General features: G+C 58.0%; 13 protein-coding genes and 2 pseudogenes. 4 read left to right on the top strand and 11 right to left on the bottom strand.

Translation table 11 applies throughout. The features are described 5' to 3' along the window. Positions 1-13 precede the first annotated feature (13 nt). The 10 genes from BRA471DRAFT_RS10355 to BRA471DRAFT_RS10310 form a co-directional block, all read right to left on the bottom strand. Entirely contained in the window at positions 14-7,918 is a 7,905-nt protein-coding gene (locus BRA471DRAFT_RS10355) for an Ig-like domain-containing protein (RefSeq protein ID WP_157234067.1), read from the bottom strand. Between the two features lie 678 nt (positions 7,919-8,596). Further along, positions 8,597-9,379: a YdcF family protein gene (locus BRA471DRAFT_RS10350; protein WP_007606863.1), complete on the bottom strand. Its 783-nt coding sequence runs from the start codon at positions 9,377-9,379 to the stop codon at positions 8,597-8,599. A gap of 72 nt (positions 9,380-9,451) precedes the next feature. Next, on the bottom strand, positions 9,452-10,732 hold the full coding sequence (locus BRA471DRAFT_RS10345; RefSeq protein WP_157234066.1) for a hypothetical protein: 1,281 nt from the start codon (positions 10,730-10,732) through the stop codon (positions 9,452-9,454). A 641-nt stretch (positions 10,733-11,373) separates the two neighbouring features. Then, positions 11,374-12,411, bottom strand: coding sequence for a hypothetical protein (locus BRA471DRAFT_RS10340; protein WP_157234065.1), 1,038 nt, complete (start codon positions 12,409-12,411; stop codon positions 11,374-11,376). A gap of 223 nt (positions 12,412-12,634) precedes the next feature. Continuing rightward, a complete protein-coding gene (locus BRA471DRAFT_RS10335) occupies positions 12,635-13,297 on the bottom strand; it encodes a bifunctional 2-polyprenyl-6-hydroxyphenol methylase/3-demethylubiquinol 3-O-methyltransferase UbiG (RefSeq protein WP_007606852.1) in 663 nt (220 codons plus the stop codon). A gap of 31 nt (positions 13,298-13,328) precedes the next feature. After that, entirely contained in the window at positions 13,329-14,444 is a 1,116-nt protein-coding gene (locus tag BRA471DRAFT_RS10330) for an acyltransferase (protein ID WP_007606851.1), read from the bottom strand. 88 nt (positions 14,445-14,532) lie between these two features. Next, entirely contained in the window at positions 14,533-15,990 is a 1,458-nt protein-coding gene (locus tag BRA471DRAFT_RS10325; protein WP_007606850.1) for an oligosaccharide flippase family protein, read from the bottom strand. A 48-nt stretch (positions 15,991-16,038) separates the two neighbouring features. After that, complete coding sequence (gene wecC, locus BRA471DRAFT_RS10320; protein ID WP_007606849.1) at positions 16,039-17,316, bottom strand: UDP-N-acetyl-D-mannosamine dehydrogenase; 1,278 nt, start codon at positions 17,314-17,316, stop codon at positions 16,039-16,041. Then, positions 17,309-18,427, bottom strand: coding sequence for a non-hydrolyzing UDP-N-acetylglucosamine 2-epimerase (gene wecB / locus BRA471DRAFT_RS10315; RefSeq protein WP_007606848.1), 1,119 nt, complete (start codon positions 18,425-18,427; stop codon positions 17,309-17,311). Before wecB ends, wecC begins: the two co-directional genes overlap by 8 nt. Before the next feature lie 13 nt (positions 18,428-18,440). After that, positions 18,441-19,208: a WecB/TagA/CpsF family glycosyltransferase gene (locus BRA471DRAFT_RS10310; RefSeq protein WP_007606847.1), complete on the bottom strand. Its 768-nt coding sequence runs from the start codon at positions 19,206-19,208 to the stop codon at positions 18,441-18,443. Between the two features lie 181 nt (positions 19,209-19,389). On the opposite strand from BRA471DRAFT_RS10310, the gene BRA471DRAFT_RS10305 reads away from it, so the two are divergent. The 3 genes and pseudogenes from BRA471DRAFT_RS10305 to BRA471DRAFT_RS38295 all read left to right on the top strand — a co-directional run. Continuing rightward, a complete protein-coding gene (locus BRA471DRAFT_RS10305; protein ID WP_007606846.1) occupies positions 19,390-20,310 on the top strand; it encodes a glycosyltransferase family 2 protein in 921 nt (306 codons plus the stop codon). 54 nt (positions 20,311-20,364) lie between these two features. After that, positions 20,365-20,511 (top strand): annotated as a pseudogene (locus BRA471DRAFT_RS39695) (IS481 family transposase); the annotation flags it as partial. A 20-nt stretch (positions 20,512-20,531) separates the two neighbouring features. Next, a pseudogene (locus tag BRA471DRAFT_RS38295) lies at positions 20,532-20,671 on the top strand (IS481 family transposase); the annotation flags it as partial. Between the two features lie 19 nt (positions 20,672-20,690). On the opposite strand, the gene BRA471DRAFT_RS10300 reads toward BRA471DRAFT_RS38295, so the two are convergent. Further along, positions 20,691-21,833, bottom strand: a complete 1,143-nt coding sequence (locus BRA471DRAFT_RS10300; protein ID WP_007606845.1) for a hypothetical protein — start codon at positions 21,831-21,833, stop codon at positions 20,691-20,693. A 459-nt stretch (positions 21,834-22,292) separates the two neighbouring features. Here BRA471DRAFT_RS10300 and BRA471DRAFT_RS10295 point away from each other — a divergent pair, with 459 nt between their 5' ends. Further along, positions 22,293-23,330 (top strand): glycosyltransferase family 2 protein, encoded by a 1,038-nt coding sequence (locus BRA471DRAFT_RS10295; protein WP_007606844.1) that lies wholly within the window; start codon positions 22,293-22,295, stop codon positions 23,328-23,330. The last annotated feature ends 42 nt before the right edge of the window (positions 23,331-23,372 follow it).

The raw sequence follows: 23,372 nt of genomic DNA, 5'->3' as shown, positions 1-23,372 counted from the left end.
TAATCGTCAAGTGCTATCCAAAGTGGAAATCGTGGCTATCGAGTGCGCTCAATTTCGTGTTTTTCAGCGTGAGGCTGTCGGAGCCGGCGGAGATGACCACATCGCCACCGCATTGCGAAGCGTGAGCCAAAACGCTGGCGAAACTGTCGAAAGCGGTGTTGTTGAATTGTATCACATCGTGATTCCAACCGCTGGCGTGGAAGTCCTTGATGACGTCATTGCCGAAGTTGGCCGCGAAAACGAACGTATCAATGCGTCCGTTACCCAGGAAAACGTCATCCCCATTCGTGCCGGTGAGTGCGTTTCTTCCGGTTGTTCCCAGAATTGCGGCCCCATCACTGTTGGCAACAACGTGCCCAGAGCTGTCGACTTCTTGCGCCGTGAATTTATGAACGGTGTTGGGAAAGCCGGCTTTAGTTGTGTACGTCCAAGTTCCATCCGACCCCACGGTGGCCGAACCAAGGGCCTTCGTGTCATCGAAGAGTTTGATAGTGCTGTTGGGATCGGCCGTACCCTTCAGTGTGACGGCACCCCAACGGTTCTCCGAAAGATTCGTGAATTCGACATGAGCCTGCGCATCGATCTCAAGGTGCGTGGTAGCGGAGGTTTGACTGGTGTTGCCCGCAGCATCGGTCGCTGTCGAGGTCAAATCGTGTCCACCAGCGCTCAGGTTGCCCGCATCGAAGCTCCATACCCCCGTGCTGGTTGCAGTTGAGGTCCCGATCTGGACCGAGCCGTCAAAGATCTTGATCAGGCTGTTCGCTTCTGCGGTGCCCTTGAGCATGACGTCGTCGGCGATGGTGCTGGCTTTCGCGGTGGTCCCGGCCTGCGAAGCAACATCCATCGTCGGCGCAGTCGGAGCATGTGTATCAATCGTGATCGCAAATGTCCCCGACGCGGGACCGCCGGATGCATCCTGCGCGGTGAGATTGTGAATTCCATCGTTGAGCGTGGGCGTCGCTAGGGACCAATGGCCGCTGCCGTCAACATTGGCGCTACCCAGCTGAGTGGAGCCATCGAAGACTTTCACGGTGCTGCCGGCGACGGCCGAGCCCGTCAGCGTCAGCGTGTTGTCGTTGGTGATGTGGTCGCCGACAACACCGCTGTCGGTCGTGAACGAGGCGATCGTCGGCGCCGCAGGCGCCGCGGCGATCGTCACCGAGACCGGCGAAGACGCCGTGCCGGTGTTGCCCGCAGCATCGGTCGCCGTGGCCGTGAAGCTGTGACCGCCGGTCGACAGCGCCGCAGTGGTATAGCTCCATGCGCCGCTGGCGTTGGCGACCGCGGTGCCGAGCTTGTTCGCACCGTCGAACACCGTGATCGTGCTGTTGGCTTCCGCCGTGCCCGTCAGGACCTCGACATGCGTGCTCGCAAGCGTCGCTGCAGACGTCGATGCGACCAGCGTCGGCACACCCGGCGCGTGCGTATCGATCGTGACGGCCAGGGCCGTCGACGCAACGCTGGTGCCGCCCGAGGTCGTCGCCGTCGCCATCAGCGAGTGACCGCCGTCGGAGAGCGCGGCCGTGGTCAGCGTCCAGGCGCCGCTCGAGTTCGCCGTCACGGTCCCCAGCACCGTCGAACCGTCAAGCACCTTCACGGTGCTGCCGGCGACGGCCGAGCCCGTCAGCGTCAGCGTGTTGTCGTTGGTGATGTGGTCGCCGACAACACCGCTGTCGGTCGTGAACGAAGCGATCGTCGGCGCCGCAGGCGCCGCGGCGATCGTCACCGAGACCGGCGAAGACGCCGTGCCGGTGTTGCCCGCAGCATCGGTCGCCGTGGCCGTGAAGCTGTGACCGCCGGTCGACAGCGCCGCAGTGGTATAGCTCCATGCGCCGCTGGCGTTGGCGACCGCGGTGCCGAGCTTGTTCGCACCGTCGAACACCGTGATCGTGCTGTTGGCTTCCGCCGTGCCCGTCAGGACCTCGACATGCGTGCTCGCAAGCGTCGCTGCAGACGTCGATGCGACCAGCGTCGGCACACCCGGCGCGTGCGTATCGATCGTGACGGCCAGGGCCGTCGACGCAACGCTGGTGCCGCCCGAGGTCGTCGCCGTCGCCGTCAGCGAGTGACCGCCGTCGGAGAGCGCGGCCGTGGTCAGCGTCCAGGCGCCGCTCGAGTTCGCCGTCACGGTCCCCAGCACCGTCGAACCGTCAAGCACCTTCACGGTGCTGCCGGCGACGGCCGAGCCCGTCAGCGTCAGCGTGTTGTCGTTGGTGATGTGGTCGCCGACAACACCGCTGTCGGTCGTGAACGAGGCGATCGTCGGCGCCGCAGGCGCCGCGGCGATCGTCACCGAGACCGGCGAAGACGCCGTGCCGGTGTTGCCCGCAGCATCGGTCGCCGTGGCCGTGAAGCTGTGACCGCCGGTCGACAGCGCCGCAGTGGTATAGCTCCATGCGCCGCTGGCGTTGGCGACCGCGGTGCCGAGCTTGTTCGCACCGTCGAACACCGTGATCGTGCTGTTGGCTTCCGCCGTGCCCGTCAGGACCTCGACATGCGTGCTCGCAAGCGTCGCTGCAGACGTCGATGCGACCAGCGTCGGCACACCCGGCGCGTGCGTATCGATCGTGACGGCCAGGGCCGTCGACGCAACGCTGGTGCCGCCCGAGGTCGTCGCCGTCGCCATCAGCGAGTGACCGCCGTCGGAGAGCGCGGCCGTGGTCAGCGTCCAGGCGCCGCTCGAGTTCGCCGTCACGGTCCCCAGCACCGTCGAACCGTCAAGCACCTTCACGGTGCTGCCGGCGACGGCCGAGCCCGTCAGCGTCAGCGTGTTGTCGTTGGTGATGTGGTCGCCGACAACACCGCTGTCGGTCGTGAACGAAGCGATCGTCGGCGCCGCAGGCGGGGTCGGGGTGGAGGTCGTGCCAGGATCTACCTGCAGGCCAGTAAAGGTCTTCAACGCGCCGGTGAGTTCGGCCGCATCCCCAAGCGAATTGGCGATTTTCGCACCATTCGCCAAGTTGACCTGGGTGATGGCCAGTGCAGACACCTTGGTATCGCTCGCAGCGACAGTATAGCTGAACGTCAGCGTGTTGGTGCCTGCCCCCCCTGTGTATGTCGCCACACCTCCGTCATTCAGGACCAACGACGGCTTGCCGGTCACAGTCATGGCTTGGTCGAACTTGACGGTGAATACGATCGAGGTTCCAACGCCCTCAGTCCCCGAACTCGGCGAAGGAACGACGCTGACAACATCGGTTGTCGCAAAGCTGCCGGCCGTGGGGCCCGTCTTCTTGCCAGTCAGGAGATTGATGTTGTTTTCGATGGTGAGATTTGATCCCTGCACTTCCGAGGGCAGATCGCCAAAGCCCGTATCCGTGAAGGTACCCGTGGGATCGACGTAGTTGTTGCTGACAATCACTCCATTGAGGACGTTTCCGCTGTCTTGGAACAGCCCAATGTTCAACGAGATCGACATGTTGGGGCCGGTCGCGATGATAACATTGTTGGCGATAGTCGTATTGGTAATCGTCGAGCCGAGTTGGGCTTGAACGGCGAGCCCTTCGTTCGGTTCAACTCCCTGAGGTTGATAGATTGTATTATAGGCAATCATCGCATTATTCACGACGTCGCCAACAAACTGGATGGGGTCAGGATGCGACCCCGGCGTATACCCCAAGCCCTCAAAGACGTTGTATTGGATCGTAGGTGTAACAGTCCCGTTGCCCAAATCGATACCATCGGCGGGCATGTCGTGAATGTAGTTGTATTTGGCGACGAACGTGCCAGTGCCATTATAGTTGATGGCGGCGCCCAGTCCCGTTCCTGCCGGCGGCGGCTGCACCGACGGAATATTCATCTGATTTCCGTCGAAGGAGCAGTTCAACACCGTGAGATTTCCCACGTTGGTCGAACCTGCATCGATGGCAACGGGCTGGTTTGCGCCAAGCGAGAAGTTGCAGTTCTCGATCGTCGTCGTGCCCGTAGTTCCCGGCTTGACGACGACTGTCCAACCGCCACTCAGCGAGAAGTCGAAACCGTCAAGCGTAACGTTGTTACCAAGGATGCTCACGACATGGTTGGCAGTGTCGATCGATACGCCAGCCGGAAGATTTGCAGCAACGCTCGGATCCTTGAGCGCCGTGCCCGCCGGAACACCAACCGCGTAGTCTACGCCCGCGACCTGCCAGGGTGGGCGAACCGCATAGCTGTCCAGCAACGACGCCAGCTGTGGCGTGCCGATATGCGCACTGCTCGATCCATCTGCGTAGCCTGAGGATGCCGAATTGACCGTCACGTTGAGACCGGCGGATGCCGCACTCACGTTTCCTGCCGCATCCGTTGTCGTCGCCGTAAATTTCTGAGCTCCATTCGACAGCACGCCGGTATCGAAGCTCCACGCGCCACTGCTGTCCGCGGTCGCGGTCCCGATCTGGGTTGAGTTGTCAAAGATCTTGACTGAGCTATTGGCCTCCGCGGATCCCTTCAGCACGAGGTCGTTAAGGGTCGTCGTGCTTCCCACCGACGATCCTGTTTGCGAATACGCACCAATGGTCGGAGCAACCGGGGCGTGTGTATCGATCGTGATCGACAGGGGCGCCGATGCGAGGCTAACCTGCCCCGAAGAATCGACATCCTGCGTCGTGAGGATGTGGCCTCCGTCACCGAGCGCCGCAGTTGTGAATGACCAGTTCCCGCTACCATCCACATTGGCCGTACCCAATTGGCTCGAACCATCGAATATTTTCACAGTGCTGCTGGCAACGGCCGAGCCGGTCAGCGTCAGTGTGTTGTCGTTGGTGGTGTGGTCACCGACAACGCCGCTGTCGGTCGTGAACGAAGCGATCGTTGGAGTGGCAGGAACTGCAGCACCGATGACTGGATCCAGGGGCTGTGAAAGCGCACTGACATTGCCTGCGACGTCGGTTGCCGTTGCTGTCAGGAAATGAGCTCCTTCTGATAGTCCGACCGTCGTAACGGTCCAGTTCCCTGAGGAGTTCGTCGTTCCCGTCCCGACGAGGGTCGCGCCATCGTACACCTGGACCGTGCTGTTTGCTTCGGCCGTGCCTGTTAACACCACCTGGTTGCCGTTGACGATTGAGTCGCCGGCCTCGAAGGGCACACCCGGCGCGTGCGTATCGATCGTGACGGCCAGGGCCGTCGACGCAACGCTGGTGCCGCCCGAGGTCGTCGCCGTCGCCGTCAGCGAGTGACCGCCGTCGGAGAGCGCGGCCGTGGTCAGCGTCCAGGCGCCGCTCGAGTTCGCCGTCACGGTCCCCAGCACCGTCGAACCGTCAAGCACCTTCACGGTGCTGCCGGCGACGGCCGAGCCCGTCAGCGTCAGCGTGTTGTCGTTGGTGATGTGGTCGCCGACAACACCGCTGTCGGTCGTGAACGAGGCGATCGTCGGCGCCGCAGGCGCCGCGGCGATCGTCACCGAGACCGGCGAAGACGCCGTGCCGGTGTTGCCCGCAGCATCGGTCGCCGTGGCCGTGAAGCTGTGACCGCCGGTCGACAGCGCCGCAGTGGTATAGCTCCATGCGCCGCTGGCGTTGGCGACCGCGGTGCCGAGCTTGTTCGCACCGTCGAACACCGTGATCGTGCTGTTGGCTTCCGCCGTGCCCGTCAGGACCTCGACATGCGTGCTCGCAAGCGTCGCTGCAGACGTCGATGCGACCAGCGTCGGCACACCCGGCGCGTGCGTATCGATCGTGACGGCCAGGGCCGTCGACGCAACGCTGGTGCCGCCCGAGGTCGTCGCCGTCGCCATCAGCGAGTGACCGCCGTCGGAGAGCGCGGCCGTGGTCAGCGTCCAGGCGCCGCTCGAGTTCGCCGTCACGGTCCCCAGCACCGTCGAACCGTCAAGCACCTTCACGGTGCTGCCGGCGACGGCCGAGCCCGTCAGCGTCAGCGTGTTGTCGTTGGTGATGTGGTCGCCGACAACACCGCTGTCGGTCGTGAACGAAGCGATCGTCGGCGCCGCAGGCGGGGTCGGGCTCGAGGTTCCGGATCCGGCAATGACCGCGCTCACCGCCTGAGAAGGCGCGCTGACATAGCCGAAAAAGTTGTTTGCCTTTGCCGTCAGGCTATGCGTCCCGGCAGATAGCGTCGCCGTAAAAGTCCAGGCACCGGATGAATCGGTGTCGACCAGACCGATCTGCGTCGCGCCATCAAAAATCTGTATGGTATAACCGCTAATCCAGGAACCAGAGCTCGCCTGCCCCTTTAGCGTGACTGCGTCCCCACTCACTGTCTCACTCGTGACAGTTACGGTCGGCACCAACGTCGAATGTGTCACAACAGGTTTTGCGGAGTTCGTCTGAGCCCCGACAGGTGCGGTTGGCGAAGGTGTGATGTTCTGGAAATACAGCCCACCCGTCTCCATATTGGTGTTGTTGTAGTACTTGGCATTGGGGGAATAAGTCGGATCGGAGAAGAAGCTTTCGTTGCCGAAAGTGCCCCCTCGCGTATCGGCGAAATTATCGTGGATCAGCACGGTTCCAGCCAGACTCGATCCCCCATTGACCGTCGTCATGACGCCGACGTTGGAGCCCGGAAGGGCTATGATCGTATTATAAGCCAGTTCCGCGCTCGTGACCGTCGAACCGTTGTCATTGAGCATGAAGCCCTGTGTACCGTCCGAATTTGACACGACGGTTTGGTACACAGTGTTGTACATGATGGTTTCAGTGAAGGGATTGCTCCCCATTGTCTGAAGCCAATCGGGATGCGCATTAACGTTCCCGTTGTCATTCAGCACATTGTACTTGATGGTGACCTGCCCACCACCCTGTGCCTGGATAAAATCGGAATAGGCATTCTTGAGCAGCGTATACTCAACGGTGAGGCCCGACGTACTTGTGTAAATGAGACCGTTGTTGAGCTGATCCGACTGCATATTGCCGTCGATGACGCAATTCTTGACCGTCAGATTTGAAGAGCCGTTGTCTCCGTAGATCGTGAAATTGCTGTTTGATCCAATCTTGAAGTTGGAATTGGAAATCGTCGTATTCGCAGCCTGCGTGATGACGGACCAACCGCCGGCGAGCGAGAAGTCGTAACCGTCAAGCGTGACGTTGCCCCCCGTGACCGTGACCTGATGGAGCGAGGAGTTAACTGAAACCCCAGCCATTTTTATTGTTGAAGGGTCCTTCAGGACGGTGCCCGCGGTAATGCCGACGGCATAGTCGACGCCGGCCACTTCCCAGGAAGGGCGCACAGTGTAGCCGTCCAATATTCCAGCCAATTGCGGGGCTCCGCCAGGCGCTCCAGCAGAACCATCGCCAACCAGCGGAGGATCGACGATCAACGTGCCACCGTGACCGTCGCTCGATGCCGTGAAGTTCGCCAGCGAATAGTTGCCCAGCAACTCAATACTGGCGGTATGCGTGCCGTCGCTGACCGTGAGTATGCCAGGCGAGTTGTTGCCGGTGTAACTGATCTGCGCGTTTGCGCCAGCTGTGACGTCCGCAAGATCAATGACATCGCCGATAGCAAGTTGACCGGCAATTTTGCCGCTGAATGTCGAGGAATCGTCGATCTTGAGGGTGCCGGTCGCTCCGTCGAATGCGACGGCACCCGAGAATGAAGACGAGAGCTCCAGAGTGCCACCGTCCGAGACCACGGCAAGCTGAGCGCCGGCATCCGCGGACGCACCTCCGCTACCAGCGACCTCCACCGTCGGGGCCAAGGAATGAGCGGGCGTATCGACGATCGTGACATCGCTCGGCGAACCCGAGCCCACCTCGCTATTCGCGTCCGACCGCAAACCTACCCCTTGGTCAAGCTCGGCCGTATGCCCGTGATGAAACACGTCGCGATGAAGAGACTGGGCGATTGCCATCCGAGATGCAGCACCCGTCGATCGGATGGCCATCAATGCGTCAGCCGCCGCGGCTTCAATCGACGCGATGATATCTGAAGAGCTGTGGCGCTCGGCATGATCAAACTGCACGGATGGATGCGTTTTGCGAGTCAAATTTGGCCCCTTTGTTCACGCACGTTTGGAATTCCCGCCTCAGCCGCTCAAGTTGCGCACCCCTGCGCTTTAAACCTGATGAGCTGTTACCCCAAACCCAACTCCTCGACTGATCCTCGGTCTGGTCTTTTTTAAGACGATTTCTAGGACTTCCTACGAAACGTGCCGGTGAATATTTCGCACAACTGAATCATTGAACGAAGTAAAAAAGGACAACAACGCCGCCAATCCGCCACGCTTGCTAAAAGCGCCTAAGCGAAATAGGTTCTTTTTTACAGAACGGCCGAATTAAATGGGTTTTTAAATCTACTTTAAATAAGACAGCTGCTTGAAGGTGTCGTCCGCTGAGAAATCGGCCGACTAGTGGAAAATGCCTCGATTCAGCCCCATCACGAATCAGAGCATACGGGCGCTCGCACAGGTGATTGGTCAATGTTGATGATTCAAATCGTCGCAGGCATCCAACGCTCTTCATGGGAGCTGCCGAGAGGGCAATCATTGATTTTATAGATCTCGACGCGCCGCCCCTTGTTGACGCTCAATATGGAGATCGCCCAAGTGATGCGGTGGACGAGGAAGGCGCCAAACACACAAACAGACGCCTCAACCAGCGCCGGCCCGACTAAGCGTGAGAGCCAGCCCCAGCCTGGGCGCCCCCGTAATTGCACGGATTGGCCCTCATCGTGCAAACCACTCATCGGACCGACCTGACAACCGATAGATCAGCAATCCCAACCATTCGTGGACGGCGATATCGACACGTCGCAAATTGTCCGTGGCCGTGTCTTCCGGCACCCACATCTCCTGCCAGCCATGGGTCCGCGACCCCACCGAGAAGGCGAACACATCAAAGCCAACCTTTCGGAAGGCACCGATCGCTCGTGGCATATGGTAGGAGGAGGTTACAAGGAGCCAATGCGATCCAGGCCGTGGATTGATGAGGTGCGCCGTATACCGCGCGTTCTCTGCTGTCGTCAGCGAATTCCCTTCGACCAGAATGCGATCCGCCGCAATTCCGAACGAAATGAAGTACTGCTTGACGACCGATGCCTCACTTGGGCCGTCGACGCCATCTGTCCCGCCAGAGAAGATGATCTTAGCCGCTGGGTATCTTTTGGCCAAGGCAACCATGACCGCCATCGGCTCTGTATCGTCTCGGAGAACGATGGTGCTGAGATAGCCGTGGCTTTGTGAGTCATACGATCCGCCAAGCACAATGATCCCATCGACCTGCTCGCGAGGAAGCGTCATCTCCGGGAATCGCTGCTCGAGAGGCGTCAGGAGCATATTTCCGATCGGTGACAAGCCTCCGGCCGCCAAGACAGCCAGAGACAGTGCGGCAAACAGCATCGCGCTTCGGCGGCGAAAAATAAGCAGGATCAGCGCCAGCACTGCGAAGGAGGCAATGACATTAGAAGGGACAAGAAAGAAGCCAATCAACTTCGAGAACGTAAAGTGCATCGCGACATCCTTTCAAACCATTGCGGGCGCACCCTCACGAAGCTCGCAACGATCTGACTTGTACGAGAGTTCTCAGGACGCCAAACCGGAGCGGCGAGGATCAATCAAGCGATTCAATTCAGTCAAATGCGCCTTCAGGCCAATCAGGAGGCCGGTCAAAATCCAACCGGATCCCCATATGTGCACGGTGAATGCAATGTAGAGAGTGAGAAAAAGCACGATCCCAACGATCGTTGCGAGCTTCTTCTCGGTCGGCGTCAGGTGTTGCCCACGACTCCCAATTGGAGCGGCCCCCATCAACGAAAGCCCGACCAGCACAGCCCCAGGATAGCCAGACTGGATCGACAGCACGAGCCATAAAGAATCGATGGAATGGTCTATCTCATCCGGGAGCTTACCAAACCCAAGCCCGAACCAGGGCGATTGTGACACGTAAAGAGTGACCATGTGCCAAGTCCATTCGCGGTAATAGCCGGACTCGGGCGAGAAGGTCAGGTTCGAGATTATGAACCCGACGGGATTATTGCTGATCACGAACGCAGCGCTAACCGCAAGTATACCTATCGCGACCAGAACCAGCCAGCGGCCAGCCATACGTGAAAACATCGAATTGTAGGCAAGCAGAATGAACCCGATAATCATCACCTGAAGCGGTGCCGACGAAAAGGCCAGGACGGCTCCGAGCCCGCACGCCCCAATGACGAAGAACCGCCCGGGGACAGGGACCGAGGCCGCGATAAGTATGCCGATCGTGGAGATAAAGCCAAACAGAATAGGATGCTCGATTGTTCCTGTCGCCCTCAGCAAACCAAGGCGATAGGCGTCGTCCCAGGAATCGATGCTATGCATCGGGCCTGCGATTGCGGCGGCCAGATCGTGCGCGAACCGATGGTTAGTCACAGGATCGAGCGCCCCGACGAGCGCAACCACTGCAATTGCTCGACAAAGCAGGTTGGCTAAAGCCAGCGCATGACCGCGCTCAGACAACAGAATTCTGGTCGCCATGTAGGCGACGCCAAACTCAAGAATTGTGGGGCCGGCATGATTGAGCGCCGATACCGGATCGTCGACGTTGGCGGGTCCATAGACCAGCCAGAACCCGGCTAGGAGGACAAGAAGATCCGATAGCACGAATCTGTAGCGTCCAGCCGATGCCTTCTGTAGTCCCTTCACAATCAGGATCGGCGCCAGCAACAGACAGAGCAGCCTAACGACAGTCAGCCTCAGCCCGAATATATAGAAAGAAAGTTCCTCAGGCAGGAACAGGCCGACGACAATTGCAGTGACCATGAACGGAAGCGCAGACGCGCGCCCCGAAATCGAGGCCGGTTGCCTGCCCGGAAGATGGGTCAAGACTGCGGACGCCGACGGTCTCATTTCACTCGATATCCGCGGTTAACGGTATCCCCCTCGTAGCCCTAGAATATCACGTGAGGGGACGACATCGTCAAATTTAATCGGTAGAGTCGTTTAAATAATATCATTAATACTGCTTCTCCAGCCGACAATGTGTTTGCCTCCAAGGAGCCTCGAAGCAGTCGGCGCCAATGAGCGCGCAAACTGTCGAGCGTGGCCCGGAAAAACATGTTCCGACGTGTTAAATAGGCGTTTTCCATCCGGCCGCCGGAGACCTTGCATCCAAGTATCTGCCGATCCTGGAGCTGCTTTGCCAACTCCCTTGTCCACGAACATAATGTCTTTGCCGCGCGACTATCCCGCTAAATGGATCCCGCATGACCGCTGGCAATACACGCTAACCGCTGACAGCCCTCCTCAGGTTCAACGATCGCTTCGGGATCATTGCCGCGGTGAAACTGGTAACGTTACTTCCGTCGAGACGCCTACCCGCTCCCGTCGAGAGAACCACTGCAGGAGCCCGGCCTCCGGGTTTCGGCAGCAGGATTTGCAACCGGCGGCCCGATTGGCAGATTAGTGCCAATCGTGAGGCCGTAACCCAGCGCCTTTGTACAACGCGTGGGCAACTCTATGGCGCTCTAGAAGCGTTGTCCGGATCTCAAGAGGGTGTTGCCGCTCTTACGGTACCCTTGGCCCGGCGACGGGGTCGTCGAAATGACCCCGATCATATTCGTCAGATCCGCAAAGTTATCGTGGACATAGGCGTCCGCTATCGTGCCTTTGACCTGAGATACCCGGAAAAAGGTGCTCCCCCTAAGTCCCCCGACGGCTGTATTCGACGCGGTATTGTACGCAACTTCCGGTCCATTCATCACTTGCGTGCCTGACCCGAGTTGCGTCTCCAGGTCGATGAAACTGCTCGGACTCGCTTTGGTCGCAACCATATGAACGTAGGTGTTGAATAGGATCTTTATGTTGTTGGCCCTGCCGTCACCCGCGAATTGTATCGCATCGGCGTGAGCGCCGGCTTCATAGCCCATGGTGTCGAATAGATTGAAGCGCGCATCGATATCGGAGGTCGCCAAGTCGATGAAATCATTCTGCGCACTATGTAACCAGTTATACCTCCAGAAGGACGTTACGCCGGTTCGCAAAAAGGCCAGGCAACCGAAGACTGTTTCCCCTGCCGAGCCCAGCCCGTCGATCTCGCAATATTTAACTGTCAACGGGCCGGTATCTATGTCGATACAGAGGTTTTGAAGCCTGGAGTTCGAGATCGTTAGATTGGCATGGCCGTTGCTTCGAATTTGCCACCAACCTCCCATCGTAAAATCGTAACCATCGAGGACAACGTCGTCAGCTTCGAGCCGCAGCACGATCGGGTTCGTTCCCGAACGAGAGGCTACATTCGGCATGATGCTTGCCGGATCCTTCAACTTGACACCAGCACTTACCCCCACGCGATAATCCACCCCGGCGACGGGCCAGGGTGGACGGACCGGATACGGCGAAATTCCGTTCAAGCTGGTGAAATATGTTGGATATTGCGCTACCCCGGCCGGCGCATCCTGGCTGCCAGAATCCGCGGCCGATGGGACAGCCGTTTCATTCGACGATAAGGCAGTCGCAGCTCGCACGATTGCAGGTGCCGCGATCAGGTTGATCAAACCCGTCAAGACGCTTCGTCTAATGATACGCGAACCGTCCATAACGGGGATCCTTCGAAGCCAATGTTCGCTATCCTGACCGGGCCAGAGCGATAACCCGATGAGCGACGGAGTTGCTCTCTGCCAGATCGCAGGTGGCAACTCAAGCGTTAGTGAAAGAGACGCTGCCATAGCTTCTCGGAGCAGAACGAACGATCAAACGCAAATCAAACAACGAAGCCTAGCGCAGACCTTACCTTGCGGGCTTCCAAGCCACCGGCGGTTGCGAAATCTGACCGGCGGTTTGCTGACCAAGCATGATGTATTGCTTTGCCAAATGATGCTGCAAACCGCCCAGGGAAAGCATATTCATCAACCTCGCCCGCGGGCCTTGCATTCCGGACATCAAACCTGCGATCACCGTCAAACTTGCATCGTTGAGAAGCTTCACCGCCGAACTCTCGACGAAGAACCTGAGATGCGTACGGTCGAGGATACCGGAATCCTGATAGGTGAAACGTCGCGTCAGCAGGAGTGGCAGCGAGACACTCAGATGCGCAATATTTGGCACTGAAACGATGATATGCCCTCCGGGGACCAGAAGGCTCGAGAGCTTCCGAAGCACTCCGACCGAGTCGGTCAGATGTTCGAGCACGTCAAGGAGCAAGATCAGATCGTAAGTTTTCAGTGCGGGCAGGACATCTTCAATCGGACCGATAAGTGCGACATCCACGTTCTGTGTCAGCTCGTCGCGCAGATCCGAATTTAGTTCGACCGCCGTAGTCTCTGCGCCTGGATACTGGGCCTTTAGCCACTTCAGCGTGCCCCCCGCCCCCGCGCCCACCTCGAGTATCCTAGTCGGATTAGGTGGCAATAGCGGTTCAATCTCACGCCGAACAAAGTGATAGTAATCCATGCTTCAAACTCGCCTTACGAGGGCACCAGGACTAATGCTCATCGATTTGCCTCTGCTGCGAGAGCCTCACATAGGTCGCGTTGATGCCTCGCGTCAGCCAAACGGCCACGGCCCCCTTTTGCGCGAGAGCTCTCTCCTCCACGAAATGCCAGGAAACAACGGCCAGGACTACCGTTATCGGCATGGACATCGCGACCATCATGACCGGCGTGCTCTTGACGTAAAGAGACGCAATGATCTGCTCGACGGGAAAAGCGTAAATATACATACCGTAGGAGTAATCACCTAGTCGGTTATATGCAAACAATAGTCGGCATTTCAGAAAGCCGATGTAGAAAATGGTGTACGACCACGACACGACAAACAACTCGTGAAACCACGGTCGACCGTAGGAGATGGCCGTCCCCAACGCCAATAAAGTGACGATGAGAAGCCGCAACTGCATTCGATCACGAAACTGGAAGATCGTCATGCCCGCGACGAAGGGTAAGGACAGCAGATGCAGATTTCGAAGGATTGTGATGTGCGGGTAGTCTTCCCGGATTAGTGGGATGCTCGCAATATACCAGAAGGCGTAAACGGCCAGAAACAGCGCATAGCGACGCCAATTGGAGGTGAGGCCCGCGAGACCCACGACCGTGAGCATGATGTAGCAAAGCACCTCGTAGACAAGCGTCCAAAGCGACCCGTTGATCGCTACGGGATACGGATTCTCTACGAATACGCCGGGCAAACCGAATTGCAGCGGCCAGAGAGCAAGATTTCTCGGTATGTACAGGAACGTCTCTTGATCCGACAGATACCGGGCTAATCCAATCTTGGTGGTTGCTGGACCGAGTATAAGCGCGGTGAGTACCAGCACGCAAAGCAGACCCGGGTAAATTCGCAATGCCCTCGCGGTCGCGAAGTGTACGAAACTTCGCCGATTGTGGAAGCTCAGGGAAATAAAATATCCGGAAATAGCAAAGAACGTCAGTACAGCGAGCGTGCCCAACGTCATTCGAAGGGCTGTCTCAAGAGGCTCCGACGTCCCGGGACCGAACGAGAGCGGATAGGCGTGCGAGATCAAGACCGCACCGGCGGCGATCATTCTCAGAACGTTGAAGCTGTTGTCCCTGCCTTCGGTGACGCTTGACTGCAACAACATCGATTGATGGCCTCTGATGGTACCTTACGCGGAGTACCGATCATCCGCAAAGATTAGGGATTCGAATGCTTAATCCAACGCCGATCCTCTATGTTTGAACAGACCGGCGCCGCACGAGCCAGTCGCCAATAGCGTTAGAAAGCGCCCCGCGAAGACTGCGGTTGGTGTGCAATTCGAACCACACTTGCGAACCAATAAGTCCGAGCCCCAGCAGAAAGAGCATTCCGCGCGCCGGCCACGTCGGATCCGGTTCAAGCGCAAGAAAAGCGGCAAGCGTGGCTGGCACAAAGATGGCTGATATCACGTCCCGCATGACCACCGCCGGCCCTCGGCGAGACTGCTTGTCGCCCAGTGATGCAAAGAAGACCAAGAAAGAGATGAACTCCCCGATTGCTATGCCCACGAGCATGGACTCCAGACGCGGCCAAATAGCTATGCAGCCTGCCGCGAAAAGCAATCCGAAGCCAGACGACAAGTTCAAGACCGCGAGCTGCTTCGTACGGCCACCCGCCAAGAGAAGTGAAGTTGGTGCGCCCGAGCGCTGAAGTCTCAGGCAAGCGATCAGCACGAAGAGGACATGAGCCAGCGCGCTGATCGCAAAGGACTTCCCGTATATGAGCGGGATAATTCCGTCGAGAGTTAGCACCATCCAGAGCGCGTAAAGACTTGTTATAACTGAATAGACGCCTTGTAAGACGCGATAGCGTTCCTGCCGGAGTGCCACATTAGCATTATCGGCGAGCAGAAATGAAAACCCAGGCCCGCCGAGAACGTTCACGATCAAGTGCGTCGGAATCACGCTCATACTGAACATGACAGCGTATGTGCCTAGCTCCCTCACACCGAACCAATATCCGACCAGGACGCGGTCGAGTTGGGACATGATGGCGAGACCAATCCCATTGAGCGTCAGAGGGAGTCCGAACGCGAGAGCTTGTCGTAGCTTGGTCTTGTTAAAGCGAACCCGGTATGGAGAACGCGCAAGCGCATGAGACAGGCCAACATAAACCGTCCATTGGAACGCCATGCTTACGATGATCGCCCAATGATTGCGCAGCGTTGCCGCAGCGAAAAGTAGAACGACAACCGAGGTGAGGTTGGCCACGACTTGGGCAATGGTGTCCGGGCCATAATTATAGGTCCGCTGAATTTGTTTGGTACTCAAGTGACCAAACGACCCAATCATCGAGATGCAGGCTGCCCAGGCAAAACTCGATGAGAAATCGGGCACCCCGAACAGCCGAGCGGATAATGGCGAACAGACCACGAGCAAGATTGTAAGCAAGACGCCATTGGTTAACGACAACAGGTGTGCCGTCGCCAGCGCTCGCGCCGATCCATTGATCATGACGAAACGGTCCAGCGCAACGTCGGTCGCAAGGCCGCCAAGACTCAAGACGACGCCAATCGCAATCGCCGTCCCGAACTCGTCCGGCGCAAGCAATCTCGATAGGATAATATTGCCGACAAACCGCGAGCCGAACACGACTAGCGGCGCCAGGCCACCGACGAAGACACGTTCCGTCCACGTCCTAAGCAATGTCACGCGCGTCTTTCCATACCCTGCGATTCGGTGCGCGGTGAACGCTTCGTTTCACCGAGACGCACCCGAGCTCCTATCGGGCATATCCTGCCAAATCCCGCGCATATCGATAACTGCGAGGTGGCGGCGCTCAGCGAGAGGAACGAGCTTGAAATCGTCGTGATCGACCAGGACGATCGCTACATCGCACGTCTTGATGGCTTCATTGAGGTCGGTCAGGGTGGCACCGTGCTTGGAAATACTCGCGGGCAGTTCGCGAATATTCGGTTCGACGATTTTCACGCGACCTCCATAACGCTCGGCGAGCTGATGCGCCACTTCCAGGGCCGGGCTTTCCCTGAGATCGTCTACGTTCGCCTTGAATGCCAAGCCGCAACACGCCACGTTCGCGTAAGGATGCTCCTCGATCAGGGCCATGGCTCGCTCCACGGTCCATGAGATCTTTGAATCATTGACTTCACGGCTCGTCTTAATGAGGCGCGCGAGATCGGGCGCCGAGTCGACGATGAACCAGGGATCGATCGCGATGCAGTGCCCGCCCACTCCAGGACCGGGGCGCAGGACATTAACGCGGGGATGGCGATTGGCGAGATCGATGACCTCCCAAACATTAATTTTGTAACGATCACAGATCAGGGAGAGCTCGTTTGCAAACGCAATATTCGTATCGCGGAACGCATTTTCAGTCAGTTTGACCATTTCTGCGGCACGGGCACTGGTCGGAACGCACGCACCTCTCACGAACGTTTTGTAGAACCGCTGCGCTCTTCGGGCGCAATGAGGCGTCACGCCTCCAATGCATCGATCATTGTGGACCAGTTCGGTTAGGATTCGTCCGGGCAAGACGCGCTCCGGGCAATAGGCCACCGAGATTGCCTGTTCGTCCCCATCGGCCAAACCGATTTTCAGGTCGGGCCGAAGATCGGTGATCCGCTTTGCAACGGCTTCGGTTGTCCCGATCGGCACGGTTGATTCCAGAATCACCAGATTGCCAGGGCGTATAACTCCGGCAATACTCTCCACAGCGCTCATCACGCTTTTGAGGTCTGCTCGCTTTTCCTCGTCGATGGGTGTGGGGACCGCGATCATGAAGACGTCTGCGTTTGGCGGATCTTTTGCAACCCTTAGAGATCCCGCCGTCACAACCTTTTGAACGAGACCTTCCAGGTCGGGCTCTGCGATGTGGATCGAACCCGAGGCGACGGTCTTGACCACACGCTCGTTGACGTCGACACCCACGACCTGCATGCCACGGCTGGCAATGACAGCAGCCGTGGGCAAACCGATATATCCCAACCCGACCACGACAATATTCTGAAACTCAGCCATTTAGCATTACCTTCACAATTCGCGTGCTGGCGTGACCATCCCCGAACGGATTATGCGCACGCGACATTTCCGAATAGTGGGACGGATCATCAAGTAGTGAGAATGTCTCGGCGACAATCCGGTCGCGGCTGGTCCCGACGAGCCGGGCGGTCCCGGCCAGCACACCCTCTGGGCGCTCCGTAGTATCGCGCATGACGAGGACCGGTTTTCCGAGCGAGGGGGCCTCCTCCTGGATACCACCGGAGTCTGTCAACACGATATGAGCCATGGAAAGCAGACCGACAAAGTCGGCGTACTCCTGCGGCTCGATGATTTCGGCGCGTGGATGCCCCGACAATCGGCCCTGCAGAACATTTCGAACATTCGGGTTGAGATGCATGGGCAGAATCAGCATCACGTCTTCTCGCTCGAGAATTCGCTCAAGAGCATCAGCGATGCAATCCATCCCCTGGCCAAAATTCTCGCGCCGGTGCGTGGTCACGAGAACGATACGTCGGCTGCCTCGCCGCTTTTTGAGATCATCCCAACGTCGCGACAGCTGCGGATCGGCCTCGACGAACGCCTTGGTCGCCACCAGCGCATCGACAATCGTATTGCCCGTAACGTGGATCCTGTCCGCAGGAATATTCTCCTTTAGCAACACGTCGGCAGCGAGCCTAGTCGGGGCGAAATGCTGATCCGCGATCGTTCCGATGATCTTTCGGTTCACCTCTTCGGGCCAAGGAGCATAAATGTTACCGCTGCGAAGACCCGCTTCGACATGCGCAACGGGAATGCGCCGATAGTAGGCCGCCAGGGAACCCATCATTGCGGTGGCCGTATCCCCCTGCACGACCACCCGATCGGGGCGGACCCGGTCGAGCGCTTCGCCAACGGAAAGCAAGATCCTGCTGCTCAACTCGTCCAAGGTCTGATTTTTCTTCATCAGATCGAGGTCGATGTCGGGAACGATCTTCACGAGGCGCAACACCTGGTCCAGCATCTCGCGATGCTGGGCCGTCACGCACACCGTCACATCAATCGCGTCGAGGGCCTGAAGCTCCTTTACGACGGGAAAGAGTTTGATGGCTTCAGGCCGCGTCCCAAACAAGACAAATATTCGCTTCGTCACGCGCGACGCCTCCTCAACCAGAACGAGACAGTCGACCAGGGCCAATGCTTTGCTGGCTGAGGAAGGCGCGAACCAGTATTGCCGCGAACATGACGTTGGTCTTGGTGTATCGCCACCACATTCGACGCGGCTCCTGATAGACCCGATAGAGCCATTCAAGTCCCATTGACTGCATGAGAGGCGGGGCTCGCCGCACATGTCCCGCGATGACGTCGAGCGAGCCCCCAACGCCCATAATAAACGGCACAGAGAGCCGGTCCTTATGTGCGGAAAGAAACCGCTCCTTGCGTGGCGTCGGCATAGCGATGAACAGACAGTCGGCCTTGCTGTCGATAATCTGCTGGACGACCTCTTCCTCTTGATCGGTACGGAAGTAGCCATCCCTCGAGCCGGCGATCTGGAGCGACGGAAACTGCTTCTCAATGACACCGGCAGCACGATGCAAGACATCAGGGGTCGCACCCAGCAGGAATGGCCGGAACCCGTCGCGCGCGCAAACTGAGAGCACCTGCCAGCATAGATCGATGCCGGTGACACGCTCCTGGACCGGAACCCCGAGCATCCGGAGCGCGAGGACGATGCCCATGCCGTCGATGCCGATCAGGTCGCTGCCCAGCACGTCTGAACGGAGGATGTTATCCGAACGCATATTTACGAATTTTGCGACGTTCAACGCGACATGATGGAGGCGCCGCCGATCGCGCATTGCCCCCTGCACTCGCTCGACGGTTTCGGTCATGGTTAAAATGTCGACGGAACATCCCAGCAGATCTGCCCGCATGCTAGGCTCCTAAATCGATTAAAAAACGCGCCGTTGGCGCACCAACTGATTTCAATAATAATCCGTGCTCATTTATTTAATTATATTATTATCTTGTCAACAGCGATAATAATTTTTCGGTTAAAATTGATAGCAGGCCTTGAATGCCCACCTTTTGGATGGTGCCCGGAGAAAGCAGACGATGAAGCCCCCTAAACCCTCTATCTCCGTCATCATTCCTCACCTCAACCAGCCTGACCAACTGGCGGCATGTCTTGCAAGCCTGAGTGCGCAAAGCCTGGATCGAACCTCATTCGAAATCATCGTCGTCGATAACGGCTCCGCCTCGCTTCCTTGGCAGGTCATCGAGCGATATCCGGGAACTCTTCTTCTACAAGAAGCCAAACCCGGTCCCGGACCGGCTCGCAATAGGGGGGTTGACGCCGCCAGCGGCGAGATACTTGCTTTCATTGATGCTGATTGCCGCGCGCACAAGGATTGGCTCGGGTGCGCCTTCGAAACCTTGGACCGGGCGCCAGCGCAAACAATTTTAGGCGGCGACGTGAGGATATGGCGAGAGCCAAATCTGCCGATTACCGCTCTCGAAGCGTATGAAAGCGTGTTCGCGTACCGCTTCAAGCTCTACATCGAGCAGCACGGGTTTTGCGGCACCGGCAATTTGGTCGTCAGAAGATCGGATTTTGGGCGGATCGGCCCGTTTCGTGGAATTGATATCGCCGAAGATATCGACTGGGGACAACGCGCCTGTTCTGCCGGGTACACGTTCAACTACGTTTCCGGTATGATTGTCTTTCATCCGGCCCGAGAAACTCTGCACGAACTGCTTGTCAAATGGGATCGGCATATCCAGCACGCGGTAAACGCCGGAAGACACACAGCAAAATGGCAAGCTTTATGGCTGTTGCGAGCTGCAGCCGTACTGCTCTCCCCCGCCCTCGATTGGGTCAAGATTTTTGCCAGCGACCGCGTCGACGGTGTAATGGCGAAGGCGAAGGCTCTACTGGTGCTGGTAATCGTGCGGGCATACCGGGCGTACAAGATGCTCCACCTCCTGATTTCGCGCAGAGAGGTCGAATGGAATCGCAAGCCCCACCCTGGCTAGGTGTCTGGTCGTGGGGGAAACCAGCCAAGCTGATCCCTCATTCCGGGAGGAGTTATGGGACAGATACTTCACGGCAGCGCCACGACCACGCACGCCAACCGAGCGGCAATACAGCTATCGAAAGCTCCGCTCAAAGATCTAGCCGCCCGGCACGCCCTTAATCAGAAAACAGTCTCCAAGTGGCGCAAGCGGACCTTTGTTCACCGCCGATGGGTCCGAAGATCGACGGCTACAACCTCGCCAAGCGGCTGAAGACACTACGCGGCCTCACACCCTACGAGGCCATCTGTACAGCTTGGGTAACGAGCCAGACCGCTTTCGGCTCGATCCCATCCACTTGACCTCGGAACTGAACACCTAGTCCTAGAACGACAGGCATATTAGGTCTGGTTAGCCCGTGTGAAAGCTGCATGATGTGTCAGTTCCGGCAGGTCAGAACGACTTCCAAACGACCAGAGAATCCAACCAAGCTCATAGCTTCGACACTCGAGGCGAAGTTCAATTTCTGAAGGATCAATCAGCGAGGCGTCGTGCTGGAGTAACGCATTGCTAATCGAACGCATGACTCTCGGCCCCTTTGATTTCAGTTCCCCTCGTCGAACTTGCGAGCGGATGCTCAAGTGCAAGTCGGGCACAAGCATCGACTTGGAGAGCTGGTTTTGGCCCAGGACCCACCGAAATCCCTTGCAGATCGCATCGCGCGCCTCTTGTACGCCGTGTTGCTCGGCCATTTCAAGAAACGCCGGAGCCATACCGTATTGGTGAACCGAGTACACCTCGTAGAAGTCGAGCACCCTTCCGCTTGCTGCATCGAAGAACCACGGCCATTCGCCAGCTGGGCCCTGAAGGCCGATCAGCTTTCGGGTGGTCGCGTTGGCGATCTCTATGAGCCGGCTGTCATTTGTCAGCTCGCCATAAGTGTAGCAAGCAAGAAGCAGATAAGTTTGGGTCGCAAAAGACGCAAACCGACGCCTTGGTCCCTGAGCCGCGTCGAAAAATAGACCTGATGGCGAATGGTATCGATCACGCAAAAATTGAACCAGCTCAGCAGCCCTCGACGTCCACTTTCTATCGATCTTCGCTTGCGCCACCACACCGGCGATGATCATGCCAAGATCTTGCGCACGAAAGGACCGCCACTGGTTCCGGTCGGCAACGAGCCCTTCAATATGGCGAAGAATATCGTCGGGCAACGCCACGCCTAGCTCCGCTGAAGTCCAGAGTGCCACGCCTAACGCGTATTTGGAAACGGGGAGCGCCTTCAACTGTCGCGCATTGCGCAAGAAGATCTCGCGCAGGTTAACGTGAGCGGGGACTGATGGTACTCGCGTCATCCCAAGGAGCACATTGAGAGTATAGAATACATCGCTTTGAGGAACCGATTCATTTGGCTCGCTGCGCCCGTCCAAATGATAGATATGAGACCAGCGACCGCTTTCGCCGAGCCAGCATCGATCCAGACCTTTCAGGGCATAATCCACCAGCGGAGAATTTGCCGGTGTCAAAGCATCTCGGACATTCATAATGGATCCGCTAAAAATTAACGATATTGATTGCGTCGACCTCTTGCACATCGATTATTTAGCCGACTTATCCGAAAAGGCAAATCAAGCGAGGCATTTTACTGATACATCGCAATTGCTCAGGCTCGTATCGGCGCCCCGCCGTTCTGGCGCGATGCCCACAGGAGCCGGTTGGTCATGCTGTGGGCGAGGGGGCAAGTCCCGAACGTACGTTTACCAGCACTTCAAGCAAGCGCGACGCAAAGATTGTTCACGGCACGGCGCGGTCCTACAAAGCCAGTTCACCCCCTGCGCGGGACGCCGCAAAGAGTCGGAACAGGAGTTGCAGTTCGGTGAAATATCTCTCTAATGCCGATGATCCAGACGCCCAGATGTCTCCCATCCGGCGTTCCTGGCATCGGCTTGCATTGGCTCTAACGCATCAATCTGTTCTCGATAGGATTCTTTGAGTGAAGGTAAATGGCCCTGGATCAGCACCGCATTGCGATCATCATTGTAGGCTTCCGCAACCCCGAAGACGTACGGGCTTGCCTCGCCGCGCTGTCGCGCTCGACGGATGAACCGCACTTTGACGTCTTCATTTGCGAGAACGGCGGAGATGAAGCGTTCGTTCTGCTGTGCGACACACTGATCGGGCCGGGAGGGCCCTGCACCAGAGGCTCGGATCCGCCCCCGGAAGCACCGCCGGCCGTTCCTTCCCGACAGATCGAGATCGCCCGGTTTGCGCTCAAGGGGCGCAGCACCCGTGTGTGGGTTGGCTGCGCAACGCAAAACTTGGGGTACGCCGGAGGCACCAACGTCTGGATTCATCGCGTGTTGCCAAATCCAGAGTGGGATGGAGTATGGGTGCTCAATCCGGACTCGGAACCCGAACCGGACGCTTTAAAAGCTCTGGTGGATCGCTCTTCGGCTGGCAACAAGGGGATGGTCGGCAGCACTATCGTGCCTGATGTCCACAGCACGTATGTTCATTGCCGCGCCGGTCATCGATGGCGCAAGTTTCGAGCAGATCTCGCGCTGATCGGCCTCGGAGAGCCCATCAACACTCCTGTGGACCTCAAGTCGATAGAGGCTGATCTCGACTGCATCGCCGGTGGATCGATGTATGTTACGAGGCGCTGCCTCGAGGACATTGGCCCCATGGATGAACGCTTCTTCCTATTCTACGAGGACGCCGATTGGTCAAAGCGAGCAAAAAAGCACGGTCTTGGATACGCGCCGGACTCGATTGTACCGCACAAAGGGGGCACGACAATCGGATCGGGCCGTCGTCGAGCACAAAGATCCTACCTTTCGGTCTACCTTGAAAGCCGCAATAATCTCACTTTCGTCCGGATGCACTGGCCCCGCTACGTTTTGCTGGCAGGATTGTTTGGTTGCATCCACGCGATGATGTATCTCGTCGCGCGCTCGCCAAGAAACTTCGAAGCGGCTGCGAGAGGTTTGTTCGCGGGGATACGAGGCGAAACAGGCCAGCCGCAGTTTCACGATAAGTGAATACGTTCGCCACGTTCGCTGCAGCGATATGAGAGGGACACG

Origin of the sequence: Bradyrhizobium sp. WSM471 (assembly GCF_000244915.1) — a bacterium.
Lineage (GTDB): Bacteria > Pseudomonadota > Alphaproteobacteria > Rhizobiales > Xanthobacteraceae > Bradyrhizobium.
The sequence above is the reverse complement of the archived record's forward strand: the minus strand, read 5'-3'. Positions and strand labels throughout refer to the sequence as shown.

Excerpts from the sequence above, each read along its gene's own strand:
- BRA471DRAFT_RS10310 (WP_007606847.1), bottom strand. The coding sequence starts at position 19,208 with ATGCGGGCAGATCTGCTGGGATGTTCCGTCGACATTTTAACCATGACC.
- BRA471DRAFT_RS10300 (WP_007606845.1), bottom strand. The coding sequence starts at position 21,833 with ATGAATGTCCGAGATGCTTTGACACCGGCAAATTCTCCGCTGGTGGAT.
- BRA471DRAFT_RS10335 (WP_007606852.1), bottom strand. The coding sequence starts at position 13,297 with ATGGATTACTATCACTTTGTTCGGCGTGAGATTGAACCGCTATTGCCA.
- BRA471DRAFT_RS10295 (WP_007606844.1), top strand. The coding sequence starts at position 22,293 with ATGGCCCTGGATCAGCACCGCATTGCGATCATCATTGTAGGCTTCCGC.
- BRA471DRAFT_RS10305 (WP_007606846.1), top strand. The coding sequence starts at position 19,390 with ATGAAGCCCCCTAAACCCTCTATCTCCGTCATCATTCCTCACCTCAAC.
- wecC (WP_007606849.1), bottom strand. The coding sequence starts at position 17,316 with ATGGCTGAGTTTCAGAATATTGTCGTGGTCGGGTTGGGATATATCGGT.
- BRA471DRAFT_RS10350 (WP_007606863.1), bottom strand. The coding sequence starts at position 9,379 with ATGCACTTTACGTTCTCGAAGTTGATTGGCTTCTTTCTTGTCCCTTCT.
- BRA471DRAFT_RS10330 (WP_007606851.1), bottom strand. The coding sequence starts at position 14,444 with ATGTTGTTGCAGTCAAGCGTCACCGAAGGCAGGGACAACAGCTTCAAC.